14 protein-coding genes and 1 pseudogene are annotated in these 13,989 nt (G+C 70.7%); 3 read left to right on the top strand and 12 right to left on the bottom strand.

What is annotated here, in order from left to right; all coding sequences use genetic code 11:
- Positions 1 to 12: 12 nt before the first annotated feature.
- From OHO83_RS26950 to OHO83_RS26930, 5 genes are read right to left on the bottom strand one after another with little or no spacing between them, the layout of a single operon-like run.
- A complete protein-coding gene (locus tag OHO83_RS26950) occupies positions 13 to 984 on the bottom strand; it encodes a hypothetical protein (protein ID WP_329434901.1) in 972 nt (323 codons plus the stop codon).
- Positions 981 to 2,072: a protein phosphatase 2C domain-containing protein gene (locus OHO83_RS26945; RefSeq protein WP_330279814.1), complete on the bottom strand. Its 1,092-nt coding sequence runs from the start codon at positions 2,070 to 2,072 to the stop codon at positions 981 to 983. Before OHO83_RS26945 ends, OHO83_RS26950 begins: the two co-directional genes overlap by 4 nt.
- 17 nt (positions 2,073 to 2,089) lie before the next feature.
- On the bottom strand, positions 2,090 to 2,755 hold the full coding sequence (locus OHO83_RS26940; RefSeq protein ID WP_266671229.1) for a vWA domain-containing protein: 666 nt from the start codon (positions 2,753 to 2,755) through the stop codon (positions 2,090 to 2,092).
- 27 nt (positions 2,756 to 2,782) lie between these two features.
- Positions 2,783 to 3,274: a hypothetical protein gene (locus OHO83_RS26935; RefSeq protein ID WP_329434897.1), complete on the bottom strand. Its 492-nt coding sequence runs from the start codon at positions 3,272 to 3,274 to the stop codon at positions 2,783 to 2,785.
- Complete coding sequence (locus tag OHO83_RS26930) at positions 3,271 to 4,656, bottom strand: hypothetical protein (RefSeq protein ID WP_330279813.1); 1,386 nt, start codon at positions 4,654 to 4,656, stop codon at positions 3,271 to 3,273. The genes OHO83_RS26935 and OHO83_RS26930 overlap by 4 nt, the downstream gene beginning before the upstream one ends.
- A 289-nt stretch (positions 4,657 to 4,945) precedes the next feature.
- On the opposite strand from OHO83_RS26930, the pseudogene OHO83_RS26920 reads away from it, so the two are divergent.
- A pseudogene (locus OHO83_RS26920) lies at positions 4,946 to 5,181 on the top strand (MerR family transcriptional regulator); the annotation flags it as partial.
- Between the two features lie 43 nt (positions 5,182 to 5,224).
- On the opposite strand, the gene OHO83_RS26915 reads toward OHO83_RS26920, so the two are convergent.
- The 4 genes from OHO83_RS26915 to OHO83_RS26900 form a co-directional block, all read right to left on the bottom strand.
- Complete coding sequence (locus OHO83_RS26915; protein ID WP_266671232.1) at positions 5,225 to 5,611, bottom strand: hypothetical protein; 387 nt, start codon at positions 5,609 to 5,611, stop codon at positions 5,225 to 5,227.
- The gene (locus OHO83_RS26910; protein ID WP_266671234.1) at positions 5,611 to 6,873 is read right to left on the bottom strand and encodes an amidase domain-containing protein; all 1,263 of its coding nucleotides are present in this window, start codon (positions 6,871 to 6,873) and stop codon (positions 5,611 to 5,613) included. The genes OHO83_RS26915 and OHO83_RS26910 overlap by 1 nt, the downstream gene beginning before the upstream one ends.
- A 2-nt stretch (positions 6,874 to 6,875) precedes the next feature.
- On the bottom strand, positions 6,876 to 7,331 hold the full coding sequence (locus tag OHO83_RS26905; protein WP_266671236.1) for a hypothetical protein: 456 nt from the start codon (positions 7,329 to 7,331) through the stop codon (positions 6,876 to 6,878).
- A gap of 470 nt (positions 7,332 to 7,801) precedes the next feature.
- Positions 7,802 to 8,977: an acyl-CoA dehydrogenase gene (locus OHO83_RS26900; protein ID WP_330279812.1), complete on the bottom strand. Its 1,176-nt coding sequence runs from the start codon at positions 8,975 to 8,977 to the stop codon at positions 7,802 to 7,804.
- Between the two features lie 172 nt (positions 8,978 to 9,149).
- Between OHO83_RS26900 and OHO83_RS26895 the strand changes: the two genes are divergently transcribed.
- Positions 9,150 to 10,493: a UDP-glucose dehydrogenase family protein gene (locus OHO83_RS26895; RefSeq protein WP_330279811.1), complete on the top strand. Its 1,344-nt coding sequence runs from the start codon at positions 9,150 to 9,152 to the stop codon at positions 10,491 to 10,493.
- Between the two features lie 4 nt (positions 10,494 to 10,497).
- Here the strand turns inward: OHO83_RS26895 and OHO83_RS26890 are convergent, their stop codons facing one another.
- A complete protein-coding gene (locus OHO83_RS26890; protein ID WP_330279810.1) occupies positions 10,498 to 10,998 on the bottom strand; it encodes a CGNR zinc finger domain-containing protein in 501 nt (166 codons plus the stop codon).
- Positions 10,999 to 11,089: 91 nt separating this feature from the next.
- Between OHO83_RS26890 and OHO83_RS26885 the strand changes: the two genes are divergently transcribed.
- The gene (locus OHO83_RS26885; RefSeq protein WP_266671242.1) at positions 11,090 to 11,452 is read left to right on the top strand and encodes a VOC family protein; all 363 of its coding nucleotides are present in this window, start codon (positions 11,090 to 11,092) and stop codon (positions 11,450 to 11,452) included.
- 21 nt (positions 11,453 to 11,473) lie between these two features.
- Here OHO83_RS26885 and OHO83_RS26880 read toward each other — a convergent pair whose 3' ends face one another.
- Positions 11,474 to 12,580 carry a dipeptidase gene (locus OHO83_RS26880; protein WP_330279809.1) on the bottom strand — a complete coding sequence of 369 codons (1,107 nt, stop codon included), beginning with the start codon at positions 12,578 to 12,580 and terminating at the stop codon, positions 11,474 to 11,476.
- A 217-nt stretch (positions 12,581 to 12,797) separates the two neighbouring features.
- Positions 12,798 to 13,985 carry a dipeptidase gene (locus tag OHO83_RS26875; protein ID WP_329434890.1) on the bottom strand — a complete coding sequence of 396 codons (1,188 nt, stop codon included), beginning with the start codon at positions 13,983 to 13,985 and terminating at the stop codon, positions 12,798 to 12,800.
- Positions 13,986 to 13,989 lie beyond the last annotated feature (4 nt).

The raw sequence follows: 13,989 nt of genomic DNA, 5'->3' as shown, positions 1-13,989 counted from the left end.
CGGATCCCCGGCTCAGGCCGGCTGCCCCGGTCCTCCCCGGCCGTTCAGCTGTATCGTGCCGCGCTGCCGGGCGGTGTCGAACATCGAGCGGTCGACCACGGGGCGGGGTGCCGGAGCGGCCGCGATCAGCTTGATCGTCTCGCGCCCGGCGAGCGCGGTCTGCCACTGCCCGAGATCGGGCCGGCTCCCGTAGGGACCGGCCGCACGGGCCCAGAGACCGCGCACCGCCGCCTCGCGCCGGTCGTCGAGGACTCCGGAGAGCGGCGCCATCGGCCGGCCCGGATGCGCGTACGGGTCCCGCATCAGCACCCGCCCGATCATCAGTGACGCCTTGTACCGGTCGCTGTCGACGGTGGCCGTCCCGGCCGGGGCGAGCGGGTCGTGCCAGTCAGGGGTGTCCGCCTGGTCGAGCACGGCGGGCCGGCCGACGAGCCGGATCCCGTCGCAGTCGAGCAGGAAGACGGCGGGCTCGGGCGTGAGGGTCCACAGCACATTGGCCTGCGACAGGTCACCGACCACGAGCCCCGCCGCGTGCAGCCGCCCGAACAGCCCGGTCAGGGCGACGGCGATCCCGAGCCGGGCGTCCGGCTCCGGCTGCGGCACGGCCTGCCAGGCCGCCTTGGGCTCACGGAGCAGATAGGACAGCTCGATGAGCTTCGTATCGCCTTTGGGAGTACGCCAGTTGGTGGTCGCCGGAGCCCTGCGCATCAGGAACCCGGTGACCGTCCCCGCGTCGAGGACCCGGCACAGCGGCCACGCGGTCTCCGCGTCGAGGCGGTCCCTGTCGGCGGCGGCAAGAGCCTGACGGTACGCCACCAGGGCCGCCAGGGACGATCCGTCGACCTTGTGCGGCTCGCGGTAGCTCTTGTAGAGCAGGTCACCGGGGCCGCCGACCGCGTGCACCTCACCCTGCCCGCCGTCCCCGATCTTGCCGAGCAGCTTGAGCCCGCTGTACGGGAGATCGGCGCCGTTGTGGAACGTCACCGCGCCTCCCCGTGCTCCCACAGGACGACGGCGGTGCGATCGTCGTCGTAGGACTTGACCCGGTACTGGAACTGCCAGAGGAAGTCGGCCGGCGCCGGGACCTCGTCGCCGTTCCACGCACCGGCGAGGAAGTCCCGCATGCCGGAGTCTCCCGCCAGCGGGGACGACAGGCCGTCCGTGCTGAGGACGAGGACGTCGCCGGCGTGAGCGTGGAGCAGCCGTGTCACTGCGCTGCGGGCGCGCGGCAGCGCCGCGGTGCGCGTGTCGATGACGTCGCTGTCCTTGTCGTCGTCGGCGTCTCCCACGACGTCCAGGTGCCAGTAGCCGCGGCGCAGCAGGGCCGTGCCGCCGTCCCCGACCGCCAGGAAGCCGCGGGTGCGTATGCGCGGGTCGAGCGGGACCAGCAGGATCCGCAGTGTGGTGGCAAAGGCGTCCGGGCGCTCGCTGTGCTGCAACGCGAGGTCACCCAGCAGGTTGCCGATCTGGCGCACCACGGCGTCCGCCGTGTGCTGGAACCGCTCGGCGTCGCCGGTGCGGATCGACTCGTGCAGGGACGTGGAGTGGTCGAGGTAGCGCGCGGCCAGGCGGCAGGCCTCGTTGGACCCGACGTGTGAGCGCGGGGCCGAGCCCACTCCGTCGGCGACCGCGAGCATCAGCAGCTCACCGCCCTGCTCGCCGCCACCGATGCGGGTCACGCACAGCGCGTCCTGCCGCGGCTCCCCGGCATAGCGGTGGGAGTCCCCGCGTACGGAGGCGGCGCGGACGCTCAGTCCCGGGTACGCGGCACCGTCGAGAACGATGTCCGGCAGCACGGCCGCCGCCAGGTCCCCTGTCACGGCGGGCAGTCCCTGTGGGACCGGCGGATAGCTCGGCGCCTTCGGACCGCTGTGGGCGGGCGCGCCGAGAGCGGGGGCTGGAGCCGCCGTGAGGGCCGGGCCGTCGGCGCCCTGCACCGGCGCCGGCAGCTCGTAGTCGTCCCGCACCGGCGAGGAGTCGTCCCGCACCGGCGGGGTGCCGTCCGACACCACGAAGCCGTGCGGGTCGGTCGGCGTCCAGTGCAGCCGGGCCGCTTCCTCGCTCTCGTTCATCCGCGTACGCCCTTCGCTCACAGCTTGTCGAGGGAGACGGTGGAGAAGCCCGGGACGGTCTCGTCCACGGCCAGGGTGAAACCGCTCCCGCCGCCGGCCGGGATGCTGCTCGCCGACCGGACGATGGAACGGGTCAGGCTGGACGCGAACTCCCGCAGGGCCTTCGCCGGAGACACGGTCGAGTCCTGCTGCATGAACGCGCGGAAGTTCGCCACCTGCCCGATCGTCGCGGCCTCCGCGTCACCGATCCCGAAGGCGATGATCTTCGGGGCGTACTTCGAGCCGAGCAGGTCCTTGTGGTCCCGCTCCCAGCCGTCGTCGGTCGGAATGCCGTCGGACAGGAAGAACGCGACCGGCCGGTACACCTCGTGCCCCTGCGCCTTCAGCGACGCGACGTCCGCCTCGACGCAGCGCAGGAGCTCGCGGAAGGCCGCGCCGTACGACGTCAGTCCGCCCGCGGCGAGCGCCGGGACCTCCTCGATGTCACTCAGGTCGACCAGGGGCTGCAGCACCTTCGCGTCGTCGGAGAATCCGATCAGGCAGAACCGGGTCTTGTCGGCGACCGTCGGATTGGTGCTGATCTCGTGGTGAAGCTCGGGCAATGCGCTGTTGATCGCCTCGATCGGGTCCCCCGTCATCGAGCCCGACTCGTCGCACAGCAGGTAGAACGGCAGAATCTGCATGGCCTCGTGCCTCCGGAAAGCCTGTCGTCAGTTCGCGTAGGTGTAGAAGTAGATCTCGATGTCGGCATGGCCCCCGGTGGCCGCGCCCTTCCAGAAGTCGCGGGTGGTCGCGTTCCTGAACATGTCCGGACGGGCCTTCGCCAGCAGCGAGTTGACCTGGTGGGCGTACGCGCCGCCGGCGCCCGGGTCGCTGTTGCGGCCGAAGGTGAGGACGAACGCCGCCTGCCGTCCCCGGTACTTCTCCGTCACCGCGCGCAGCCGCTTCTCGATGCGGTCCCGGTCCCCCTGAGCGGCGTCGATGGACACCTTGACGGGCGTACGGGTCACCGCGCGCGGGCCCTTGTGCTCAGGGCTCTTCGACGGTGTGGGCTGCCCGCTCGCGGACGCCGAGGGCGCCGGTCGGGCCTCCGCGGCCTGAGGGTCGCCCTGGTCGCCCATCGCGACGAGCGCGAGGACCAGCAGCATGTCGGCGAAGAGCCAGCCCGCCAGGTGCAGCGGGTTGAACCTGCGCGCCCTCATCCCGCGGGGCCCGGCCGGCCCGGCACGGCGTCCTCGACGGAGTGTGCCCTGGCCTCACCCGCGTCACCGGGCTTGCCGAGATCGACACCGCGCGCGGGCCACGACGCGACGGGCGGCGCCGGCGGCGCGCCCTCCGGCGGCCGGGGGACGGGCAGGCCGACTCCCCCGGAGTGCTGCACCCCCGCCACGAGCTGCGCGAACTTCTCGGCGGTCTCGCGCAGGGCACCGGCCTGCTGGGCCATCGCCCGCACCACGGTCCGGGTCTCCTGCGCGGCGCTCTGCGAGTCCCGGACGGCGTCCTGCGTCTCCTCCGCCACCTTCCTGGACTCCCGTACCGCCTCCTCGGCGGCGGCGAACAGTCGCGCGGACTCCTCCGCGGCGGCGTCGAGACGCCCCAGAACCTGCGCCGACACATCGGCGGCGATTTCGATGCCGGTCGTGAACGACCGCTGCGAGGCGGCAAGTACGGTCACGGAGTCCTCGACACGCTCCCCGGCCCTGCCGAGGCTGTCGCGGACCTCGCCGTTCACCGCCCGGACCTCCTCCAGCGCCTCGCGCACCATCGCGCCGCTGCCGCTGACGGCCGTCTCGATCCGTCCGGCGGCCTCCTCCAGCGGCCGTACGGAGGTGCCGACCGCGCCCAGCTGGCGCTCCGCCTCCTTGAGCGCCGCACCGACCGTCTCGGCGGCGGCGGCGAGTTCGGCGTTGGTCTTCGCGGCCCGGTTGCCGAGCCGGGTCAGCGTCTTGGCGGCGCCCGTCAGCTCGGCGGCGAACCTGACCGGCGACGACATCCGGTGTTCGTTGAGGACGAGCTGGGCACGGCTGAGGGCCGGCACCAGACGGGCCATCAGCTGCTCGGCGGCACGGCGCGCAGCCTCCTCGCGACGGTCGACCGCCGCCCTGCGGAAGCTGTGCACGAGCGCCAGCGCGAACAGCACGGCGATCGCGACCGTCGCGCTCATCGCGACCGTGCCGAACGTGTAGAGCCCGGCGAGGTGCCCCTCGAACCCGGACTGCCACAGCTGGAGGAAGGGCCGCGCCGCGGCCTTCGGGTTGTCGCCCGTCAGGGCCCCGTACGCGCTGGACGCCTCGGTCAGACCGTGCCAGGTGAACAGCAGCGGCAGGAAGACCAGCGCGCCGAGCCCGGCCTCCAGCCAGCCCCACGCCTTGTGTTCGACGGCCGGGTCGACCGCCACGCTCTCGGGCCGCCCGTACGCGGCGAGCAGATCGAGGTCCGCCCAGGTACCGAGGCCGTCGGTGTCCGCGGCACGCAACGCCTTGGCCAGCGCCTGGAGTTCCTCGGCTCTCGGTGCGAGCCCGCGTTCATCGGCGAGGTCACCGATCCGCTGGCCGACCACGTGCCGGTCCGTCAGGCCCCCCATGACCATCCCCCAACTCCCTCGTGAGCACCGGGAGTGCGCGTCACGAGCCGGCCCGCAGGTACGGCGGCCCCCCGGCCTCACGCGGCCCGCGCCCCGCAGGACGCGACCACAGGCGCACAGCGTACGACACACGCCACGGAGCGCGTACGGTCCTTGGCGCATTGGGAGTTGGCCACTCCGGCGGGTTCATCGAGTGATCGAGGTGACACCGGTTGCCGCGACGGACAGGTCCCAGATGCGTGCGGCAGCGTCGGGGGCGACGGCGCACTCGCGGACGCCGCCGTCGTCCATGGGCATCGGCGCGGTGGCCGAGCGGCCCGCACTCAGCCTTCACGCGCTGCGCTTCTACGAACGCGAGTGCCTGCTGATCGGACCGGTTCAGCGCGCCGCGGGCGGTCAGCGAAGATATTCCGCCACCGATGTCGACCGGTTGCTGATCTCCGCCAAGCTGCGTGAATCCGGTATGCCGATCTCAAGCGGTTCGCCGAGCTTGTGCGGTGTGGTCCGGGCAACTCTGGAACGCGACCGCTTGAGACAAGGTCGGACTTCATGACCTCGGGTATGACCTTCAGGTCAGCCGGATGCCCTGTGACGTGAGGAGGCTGAGGCCCGAGCAGCCGGCGCCGCCGCTCGGATCCGGCGCGTATACCCAGTACAGCGCGAAGAGCTGGACGAACAGCACCAGCGCAACCACACAGACAAGCGCCACCTGAGCACCGGTGAAGCGCGAGGTACGGCGGCAGGTGAGCACCAGCGCGGCCACGCTGCACAAGGGCCCTGCCCACGCGGTGACGTACATCCGCGTCGAAGGTCCCAGGTACTCGCAGTTCTGGAACGTGTCCCCGTCGAAGGAGATATGAGCGGCCAACAGCCCGGCCGATATGACGGCCAGGACGACGGCGGCGACGAGGAGGCCGTTGCGGCTGCGGGAGGTGGTGGGGTTCATCGTTGCCATCAGTACCAGTCAGGGTTGGGGCGGACAATGCGGACGTTCTGCGCACCTTCATGCTTCTCTGTGGCGTTGATCCGGCCTTCGAGACTGACGTTCTGGTACGAGTCGGTGTGTTGGGTGTACTTGATCTCACCGTCCGGCATGACCGCCGTGACGATCGCCGCGTGGTGCGTGTTGCCCTTCTCGATCGAGTCGTTCGGGCCGGACTGTTCGTAGTAGAGGATGTCTCCCGGCTTCACGTCGGCGCGCGAGACCTCCTGCCCACCGTGCTGGAGCATGAAATTCTGATTGTTCTCGGCGGCAGTCCAGTTGTCCGAGTAGGCCAGCTTCTTGTCGATCCAGTCGTTGCCTGTCCGGTTGCCGATCATCCAGCTGTCGTCGTCGGTGGTGCCCTCCCAGAACGACGTCTTCTCCTTCATCCCTGCGGCGTGCAGCGCGTTGGAGACAAAGTTGGTGCAGTTGTTTCCGAAGTCGGTGGGGTCACCCTTGTCCCAGTTGTCCAGGGCGTACTGGACCAGCTTCACGCGGTCGTACTTGCCGTTGCCACGCAGATCCGTGCGCACGTCCTCCGGGATGCCGTCGAGATTGGCTATGAGGACCGGCTCGGCCAGCATCATGTCCTTGCGCTGCTGGGGGGTCAGACCGCCCCACCACTGACGGACCGTCGTCGGGTCCTGCCCAACGGGTATGTCGGCGGCCAGCATCTCCATCTGCACGTGCGAGGCGTGGGTCTGCAGTTCGTTGAGCGCTTTGTCGGGGTCGGTCAGACCCGTCTGGTTCGCGAGCTTGGTGAACTCGGCGGCGGCGAGCTTGTCGGCGGTCGTCACCTGCTCGACAGCCTGATTGATGAGGTCCAGCACTTGCGAGCGGTACGGGCCCAACTCCTCGGCCTCGGTACGGTTGCGCACCGGCGGGCCGGTGATAGTGCCGTCGACGCCGATCGTCAGGCCGTACTGGTCGGCCAGCTGCTGCGCCTCGCGCATGGTGCTGTGGGCGGTCTCGATGGCGGTGGTCATGCCGTCGGCAACCATGTTGACGGCGAGCAGAATGTCGTAGGCCACCTCGAACTGGTTGGCCAACTTCTCAAACTTGCCCGCGGCGGCCTTCCCCACCTCGTCGGTCCAGTTCTCGGCCAGCGGCTTGACCCCGTAGTCGCGCAGGTCCTTCGCGGCGGCCAGCGCGTACCCGGCCAGGGAGTGCCATTCGTCCGAAGCCGTCTTCCACTTGCTCGGGCGGGCGTTGTTGATGCCTTCGTACGAAACCATGCTCACGCCTTCCGCAGATCTTGGACGGCGGCCCGCAACCGAGCCTCAGCTTCGAGGTCCGCGCCACGGAGACCGTTGGCCGAATCCCTCAACTTCGCACTGAGATCACCCATTTGCCTGGCGAGGGACACCATGTGTTCCTCCCAGTTCAGGGCACACACCTGCAGCTGGACGGGGCTCAGCCAGCCGTTGCCGTAGTGGGCCGTGTACACCTCGTCGCTGGTGTCGAGAGCATGACTCAGCCGCTTCATGGCATCGTGCGACAGGGTCTCGGTGTCGTCGGCCGCACCGTGCACGCCCTTGTGCTTGATGTCGATGTCCGGGCGGCCCCCGCCGCCGTCCGGGGCGGCCAGCTGATTGAGCCGCATCTGCGCCGAGGGCTGATCGGATGCACCGGCTGCGTTCCGGTGCCGCTCCGCCGCCTCGGCTTTCAGCTGTTCCCACTCGTCCCATGCCATGAACGTCCCCGTCCCCCGTGTGCACGCGTACACCTGCGCGCCCGCGGCGACATCGCACTGCCCAAGCCCTCAAAGCCGCACATCGCCGCGAACCCGCCAACAGACAAAGGTAGCAAGCGACGGTAATGAACACGCCAAAACGCTTGGCGGGTGACACGTCCCTCATGTGAAGACTTTCAGGCGACCGCCCGAGGGGTGCCCCTGTGGGCTTCGCTCGCCAGGCCTGGAGACAGGCTTTGAGTACCACCAGGGCAAGCCACCCACGCGCCGGAGCCCACGCGAACGGCCCCCGGCACGCCGGGGGCCGTTGCATTTGTGCAGTTCAGAAGCGCCTCAGAGCCCAGTGTCAGCCCAGGATTTCCCCACCATGGCGCCCGCGATCAGCCCGAAGCGGACCCGAACGGACCGGAACGGACCGGAAGTCGATCAGCGCCCACGAGCGTCATAAAGCGCCTTGCCCTGCGAGAACCCTATGAAGGCAAGTTCCTGGCCATCACGATGCGCTGGACCTGGTTCGTGCCTTCATAGATCTGCGTGATCTTCGCGTCGCGCATCATGCGCTCGACCGGGTAGTCACGGGTGTAGCCGTAGCCGCCGAGGAGCTGGACGGCGTCCGTGGTGACCTCCATGGCGACGTCCGAGGCGAAGCACTTGGCCGCGGCGCCCTGGAAGGTGAGGTCCTCTCCTGCACCTCCGGCGGCGACTCGCTCCGACTTGGCCGCGGCCTGGTAGGTCAGGGCGCGGGCGGCCTCGATCTTCATGGCCATGTCGGCGAGCATGAACTGGATGCCCTGGAAGTCGGCGATCGGCTTGCCGAACTGCTTGCGCTCCTTGACGTAGCCCTTGGCGTAGTCGAGGGCGCCCTGGGCGATTCCGAGGGCCTGGGCCGCGATGGTGACGCGGGTGTGGTCCAGGGTCTTCATCGCCGTGGCGAAGCCGGTGCCCTCTTCCCCGATCATGCGGTCCGCGGGGATGCGGACGTTGTCGAGGTAGACCTCGCGCGTCGGGGAGCCCTTGATGCCGAGCTTTCGCTCCGGGGCACCGAAGGAGACGCCCTCGTCGGACTTCTCGACGACGAAGGCGGAGATGCCCTTCGAGCGCTTGGTCGGGTCGGTGACGGCCATGACCGTGTAGTACTCGGAGACGCCGGCGTTGGTGATCCAGCGCTTCACGCCGTTGAGGACCCAGAAGTCGCCGTCGCGGACCGCGCGCGTCTTCATGCCCGCCGCGTCCGAACCCGCGTCCGGCTCGGAGAGGCAGTACGAGAACATGCCCTCGCCCTTGGCGAGCGGCGTCATGTACTTCTTCTTCAGCTCCTCGGAGCCGGAGAGGATGACGGGCAGCGAGCCCAGTTTGTTCACGGCCGGGATGAGGGAGGAGCTGGCGCAGACGCGGGCCACCTCCTCGATCACGATGACGGTCGCGAGGGCGTCGGCCCCGGCGCCGCCGTAGGACTCCGGTACGTGCACCGCCTGGAGGTCATTGGCGACGAGGGCGTCGAGGGCCTCCTGCGGGAAACGCGCCTCTTCGTCGACCGCCGCGGCGAACGGCGCGATCTTGGCCTCGCACAGAGCCCGCACGGACTCGCGGAGCATGTCGTGCTCTTCGGCCGGACGGTACAGGTCGAATTCGGGCGAACCTGCCAAGGTGACTCACGCTCCAAGGACGCTAATTACCGTTAAGTAACCCAAATTTTATGCCTCTGCCCACCTGAGGGATACGTGAGCTACGCGACAGGGGAAACGTGCCCTGTGAGGGGCCGTGCCACGCCCGACTATGCTCGGGGCCGCACTGCAGCCGTCCACCTCTGGAGCTCTCATGGCCTTGAAGATCACCGTGATCGGCACCGGCTACCTCGGCGCCACGCACGCCGCTGCCATGGCCGAACTCGGCTTCGAGGTGCTCGGGCTCGATGTCGTGCCCGAGAAGATCGAGATGCTCACGCGGGGCGAGGTCCCCATGTACGAGCCCGGTCTCGAGGACTTGCTGCGCAAGCACGTCGCCGGCATCGAGGGGTCGACCGGGCGGCTGCGCTTCACCATGGACTGGGCCGAGGTCGCCGAGTTCGGTGACGTCCACTTCGTGTGCGTGAACACTCCGCAGAAGCACGGCGAGTACGCCTGCGACATGTCGTACGTCGACGCCGCGGTGGAGTCGCTGGCCAAGCACCTGGGCAAGCCTGCGCTCGTCGTCGGCAAGTCGACCGTGCCCGTCGGCAGCGCCGAGCGGCTCGCGGCCCGCATCCTGGAGCTGGCGCCCGCCGGCGGCGAGGTCGAGCTGGCCTGGAACCCGGAGTTCCTGCGCGAGGGCTTCGCCGTGCAGGACACGCTGCACCCGGACCGGATCGTGGTCGGCGTGTGCAGCGACCGCGCCGAGAAGACCCTGCGCGAGGTGTACGCGACGCCGGTCGGTCAGGGCTCGCCGTTCGTGGTGACGGACTTCCCGACGGCCGAGCTGGTCAAGACGGCCGCCAACTCGTTCCTCGCGACGAAGATCTCCTTCATCAACGCGATGGCCGAGGTGTGCGAGGCCGCGGGCGGTGACGTCGCGAAGCTCGCCGAGGCGATCGGCTACGACGAGCGGATCGGGTCCAAGTTCCTGCGGGCCGGGATCGGCTTCGGCGGCGGCTGCCTGCCCAAGGACATCCGCGCGTTCATGGCGCGCGCCGGTGAGCTGGGCGCCGACCAGGCGCTGACGTTCCTGCGCGAGATCGACTCCATCAACATGCGGCGCCGCGGCCAGATGGTCGAGATGACCCGCGAGGCGCTCGGCGGCGGCTCGTTCCTGGGCAAGCGGGTCGCGGTGCTCGGCGCCACGTTCAAGCCGGACTCCGACGACGTACGGGACTCCCCCGCCCTGAACGTGGCCGGGCAGATCCACCTCCAGGGCGGTCAGGTCACGGTCTACGACCCGAAGGGCATGGACAACGCGCGGCGCCTGTTCCCCACGCTCGGCTACGCGGAGTCCGCCGAGGCGGCCGTGCGGGGCGCGGACGTGGTGCTGCACCTGACGGAGTGGCGCGAGTTCCGCGAGCTGGACCCGGCGGCGCTCGGTGAGCTGGCCGGCACGCGGCTGATCCTCGACGGGCGCAACGCGCTGGACCCGGTGCTGTGGCGCAAGGCGGGCTGGACGTACCGGGCGATGGGCCGCCCGGCCGCCTGAGCCTCTATTTCGCGCGGTAGCGGCGCATCTTCGCGCGCGCTCCGCACACCGCCATCGAGCACCAGCGACCGCGGCCCGCCGGGCTGCGGTCGTAGTACACCCAGTGGCAGTCGGGGGCCTCGCAGGCCTTCAGGCGGGGCCAGGTGCCGTCCGCGTGCGCCTGGGCGATCGCCGCCGCGACGCGCGAGACGAGCGCGTGCGGGTCCGCCGGCGCGAGAGAGGCCGAGCCGTCCGTCGCGTCGACGGTGACCAGGAGCGGGGCCTCGGCGAGCAGCCCGTGCAGGGGTGTCACCGAGCGGTGGGGGGCGTGTCCGCCGTGTGCGAGGCAGGCGGCGCGCAGTGATTCGCGCAGTTCGCGCGCCGGTTCCGCCTCCTGCCGAGTGAGGCCGAGGGCCTCGCGCCCCTTCTCCGTGTCGAGTGCGTCGGCGCCCGTCTCGATGTCGAGGGTGTTCACCAGGTCCTGGATCAGGGCCAGTCCCCCGGGTGCGGGCACGCGGTCGTTCATGGTTGCGACGTTACCCCTATTGCGGGAGCATGCAGTAACGCGGTTACCTCATGAATGCTCCTACAGGTAACCCTCACACCGAGGAGATGTCATGGCTCTCGCCACGCTGGGTGTCGTCGTCCTGGACTGTCCCGAACCGCGCGCGCTCGCCGATTTCTACGCGGAGGTGCTCGGCGGCGAGGTGACGAGCGACGACGGCACCTGGGTCGACCTGGAGGTGCCGGGCGGCCGGGCGCTCGCGTTCCAGGCGGCGCCCGACTTCGTGCGGCCGGCCTGGCCCGCGCCCGACCGGCCGCAGCAGTTCCACCTGGACCTCACGGTCGAGGACCTCGACACGGCGGAGAAGGGCGTACTGGCCCTGGGCGCGAGGGTCCTCGACGCGGAGGACCGCTCGCGCACCTGGCGGGTCTACGCGGACCCGGCAGGGCACCCGTTCTGCCTGTGCGCCTGCTGAGTCCGCTCCCCCGGCCGCCCGTCAGGTGTCGAGGCGTTCGATCCTCGCCGTCGACGGCGGGCGGCGCAGCGCGGCCGCCCGCGCCGCGAACTCCGACTCGCGCAGCACACGCTGGACGTTGCCCCACGTGAGCTGTGCCAGATCGGACTCCGGCCAGCCACGCTCGACCAGTTCCGCGATGAGGTACGGGTAGCGCGAGACGTCGGCGAGACCGTCCGGGTGCACGGCTCCGGTGTCGTACGCGCCGCAGAGGCCGACGGACTCCGGACCCGCCACCCGTCTCACATGGTCGAGATGGTCGGCCACGTCGCCGAGTTCGGGGCCGGTGCGCTCCGCGGAGCACGGCACGAGGCACACTCCCCCGGCGGCGCCGAGGACGGCGAGCAGGTCGTCGGGGACGTTGTCGGGGTGGCTGTTGAGGGCGTGGGCCCCGGAGTGGGTGAGGATCACCGGGGCCCTGGTGACGGCGAGGACCCGGCGGGCCGTGCGCACGGAGGCGCCGGTGAGGTCGGCGAGGACGCCGAGCCGGTTCATCTCGCGCACCACCTCCTCGCCGAACCGGGTCAGCCCTGCCTCGGTGGCCCAGGAGGCGCCGCTGAGGGTGAGTACGCGCAGGCCGAGCGTGTGCAGGGCGCGCAGCGTGGCGAGGGAGTCGCCGATGGCGGCCGCGGGTGCGGGGCCCATGAGGACGGCGATACGGCCGTATGCGCGGGCGTCGCACGCCTCGGAGGCGGAGCGGGCCAGGCGCAGGCCCTCGGGGTACTCGGCCACGACGTGCTTGGCGAGGTCGAGCTGTTCGAGGACGGCGGTGACGGGGTTTTCGGCGTGTGCCGTGCCGGGCAGCAGGCGCAGCGTCCACAGAAGGGCGCTGACGCCTCCGTCACGCAGCCGCGGGAGGTCGGTGTCGACCGAGCTGTCGCCCAGTTCGAGGTCGTACCAGGGCAGTGTGCGCAGCGTTGCGGGCAGACCGCAGTAGCCGTCGGCGACGGGGTGGGTCGTGAGGAGGGCGCGGGCGCGGGTGAGCGCGTCGCCCGCGGCGGGCGCGGGAGGCTCCTCGATCGGTGAGGAGAGCTCGGCGAGCTCGCCCATCTCGGCGGTGGCGGTCAGTTCGTCCTGCAGTTCTGCCATGGCAAAGCTCCGGGCATCGACGGTGTCGGCAGTAGCGTTCACCGTCACACGCATGGCCCGCAGCCACCTGGTGGGCGGCGCGTTCGGGCGACACCGGCCCGCCCAAACCCCGGAGCGGCACCACTCCGGAGGTTTCTGCAGGTCGCCCGGCCTACGGGCCCAGGCGCCCGGCCGACGGGCCCGTCGCCTCAGGCGTCGAGCCCGGTCGCCCGGTCGCTCAGCCGTCGAGCTGGTCGAGCGTCGCGTTCGAGGGGCCGCGCCGCGCCTGCTCGTCGCGGGCCACGTCCTCCGCCGCGCCGAGGACCCGTACCGCGTTCTGCCAGGTCAGCTTGGCGAGATCGGCGTCCGACCAGCCGCGGTCGACGAGCTCCGCGATCAGGTTCGGGTAGCCCGAGACATCACCGAGGCCGTCCGGCAGGAATGCCGTGCCGTCGTAGTCGCCGCCGATGCCGATGTGGTCGACGCCGGCGACCTCGCGCATGTGGTCGAGGTGGTCGGCGACCGTGGAGACGGTGGCGACCGGGCGCGGGTGCGCCTCCTCGAAGGCGCGGTGGAGCTTCATGGCCTGCGCCGACGTGTCCAGGTGGTGGAAACCGTGCGCGCGCAGGTTGTCGTCCGCGGCGGCGGTCCAGTCGACGGCGGCCTGCAGGACGAACTTCGGCACGAACGTGGCCATCGCGACGCCGCCGTTCGCCGGAAGCCGCTCCAGGACGTCGTCGGGGATGTTGCGCGGGTGGTCGCACACGGCGCGCGAGGACGAGTGGGAGAAGATCACCGGCGCGACCGACGTGTCGAGCGCGGCCCGCATCGTGGTCGCCGCCACGTGCGAGAGGTCGACGAGCATGCCGGACCGGTTCATCTCCCGTACGACCTCGTGGCCGAAGGGCGAGAGCCCGCCGACGCCCGGCTCGTCCGTCGCCGAGTCCGCCCACGCGATGTTGTCGTTGTGCGTGAGCGTCATGTAGCGCACGCCCAGGGTGTGCAGCGCGCGCAGCGTGGCCAGCGAGTTGCCGATGGAGTGGCCGCCCTCGGCGCCCATGAGGGAGGCGATACGGCCCTCGGTGCGGGCGGCCTCCATGTCGGCGGCCGTCAGCGCGCGGCGCAGGTCGGCCGGGTAGCGCTCGATCAGCTGCTGGACGCAGTCGATCTGCTCCAGGGTGGCGCTGACGGCCACGTCGCCGGCCATGTCCGAGCGCACGTACACGGACCAGAACTGCGCGCCGACCCCGCCGGCCCGCAGCCGGGCCAGGTCGGTGTGCAGATGCGCGCTCTGGTCGACGGCGATGTCACGCGCGTCGATGTCGTACGCGACCTGCTCGCGCAGTGCCCACGGCAGGTCGTTGTGGCCGTCGACGACGGGGAAGTCGGCGAGTATCGCGCGGGCCCGCTCCAGGGAGGTGGTCATCGCG

Origin of the sequence: Streptomyces sp. NBC_00569 (genome assembly GCF_036345255.1) — a bacterium.
In the GTDB taxonomy this organism is placed as follows: Bacteria; Actinomycetota; Actinomycetes; order Streptomycetales; family Streptomycetaceae; genus Streptomyces.
The sequence above is the reverse complement of the archived record's forward strand: the minus strand, read 5'-3'. Positions and strand labels throughout refer to the sequence as shown.

Excerpts from the sequence above, each read along its gene's own strand:
- OHO83_RS26935 (WP_329434897.1), bottom strand. The coding sequence starts at position 3,274 with ATGAGGGCGCGCAGGTTCAACCCGCTGCACCTGGCGGGCTGGCTCTTC.
- OHO83_RS26880 (WP_330279809.1), bottom strand. The coding sequence starts at position 12,580 with ATGGCAGAACTGCAGGACGAACTGACCGCCACCGCCGAGATGGGCGAG.
- OHO83_RS26940 (WP_266671229.1), bottom strand. The coding sequence starts at position 2,755 with ATGCAGATTCTGCCGTTCTACCTGCTGTGCGACGAGTCGGGCTCGATG.
- OHO83_RS26905 (WP_266671236.1), bottom strand. The coding sequence starts at position 7,331 with ATGGCATGGGACGAGTGGGAACAGCTGAAAGCCGAGGCGGCGGAGCGG.
- OHO83_RS26875 (WP_329434890.1), bottom strand. The coding sequence starts at position 13,985 with ATGACCACCTCCCTGGAGCGGGCCCGCGCGATACTCGCCGACTTCCCC.
- OHO83_RS26895 (WP_330279811.1), top strand. The coding sequence starts at position 9,150 with ATGGCCTTGAAGATCACCGTGATCGGCACCGGCTACCTCGGCGCCACG.
- OHO83_RS26915 (WP_266671232.1), bottom strand. The coding sequence starts at position 5,611 with ATGGCAACGATGAACCCCACCACCTCCCGCAGCCGCAACGGCCTCCTC.
- OHO83_RS26890 (WP_330279810.1), bottom strand. The coding sequence starts at position 10,998 with ATGAACGACCGCGTGCCCGCACCCGGGGGACTGGCCCTGATCCAGGAC.
- OHO83_RS26930 (WP_330279813.1), bottom strand. The coding sequence starts at position 4,656 with ATGGGGGGCCTGACGGACCGGCACGTGGTCGGCCAGCGGATCGGTGAC.
- OHO83_RS26945 (WP_330279814.1), bottom strand. The coding sequence starts at position 2,072 with ATGAACGAGAGCGAGGAAGCGGCCCGGCTGCACTGGACGCCGACCGAC.
- OHO83_RS26910 (WP_266671234.1), bottom strand. The coding sequence starts at position 6,873 with ATGGTTTCGTACGAAGGCATCAACAACGCCCGCCCGAGCAAGTGGAAG.
- OHO83_RS26885 (WP_266671242.1), top strand. The coding sequence starts at position 11,090 with ATGGCTCTCGCCACGCTGGGTGTCGTCGTCCTGGACTGTCCCGAACCG.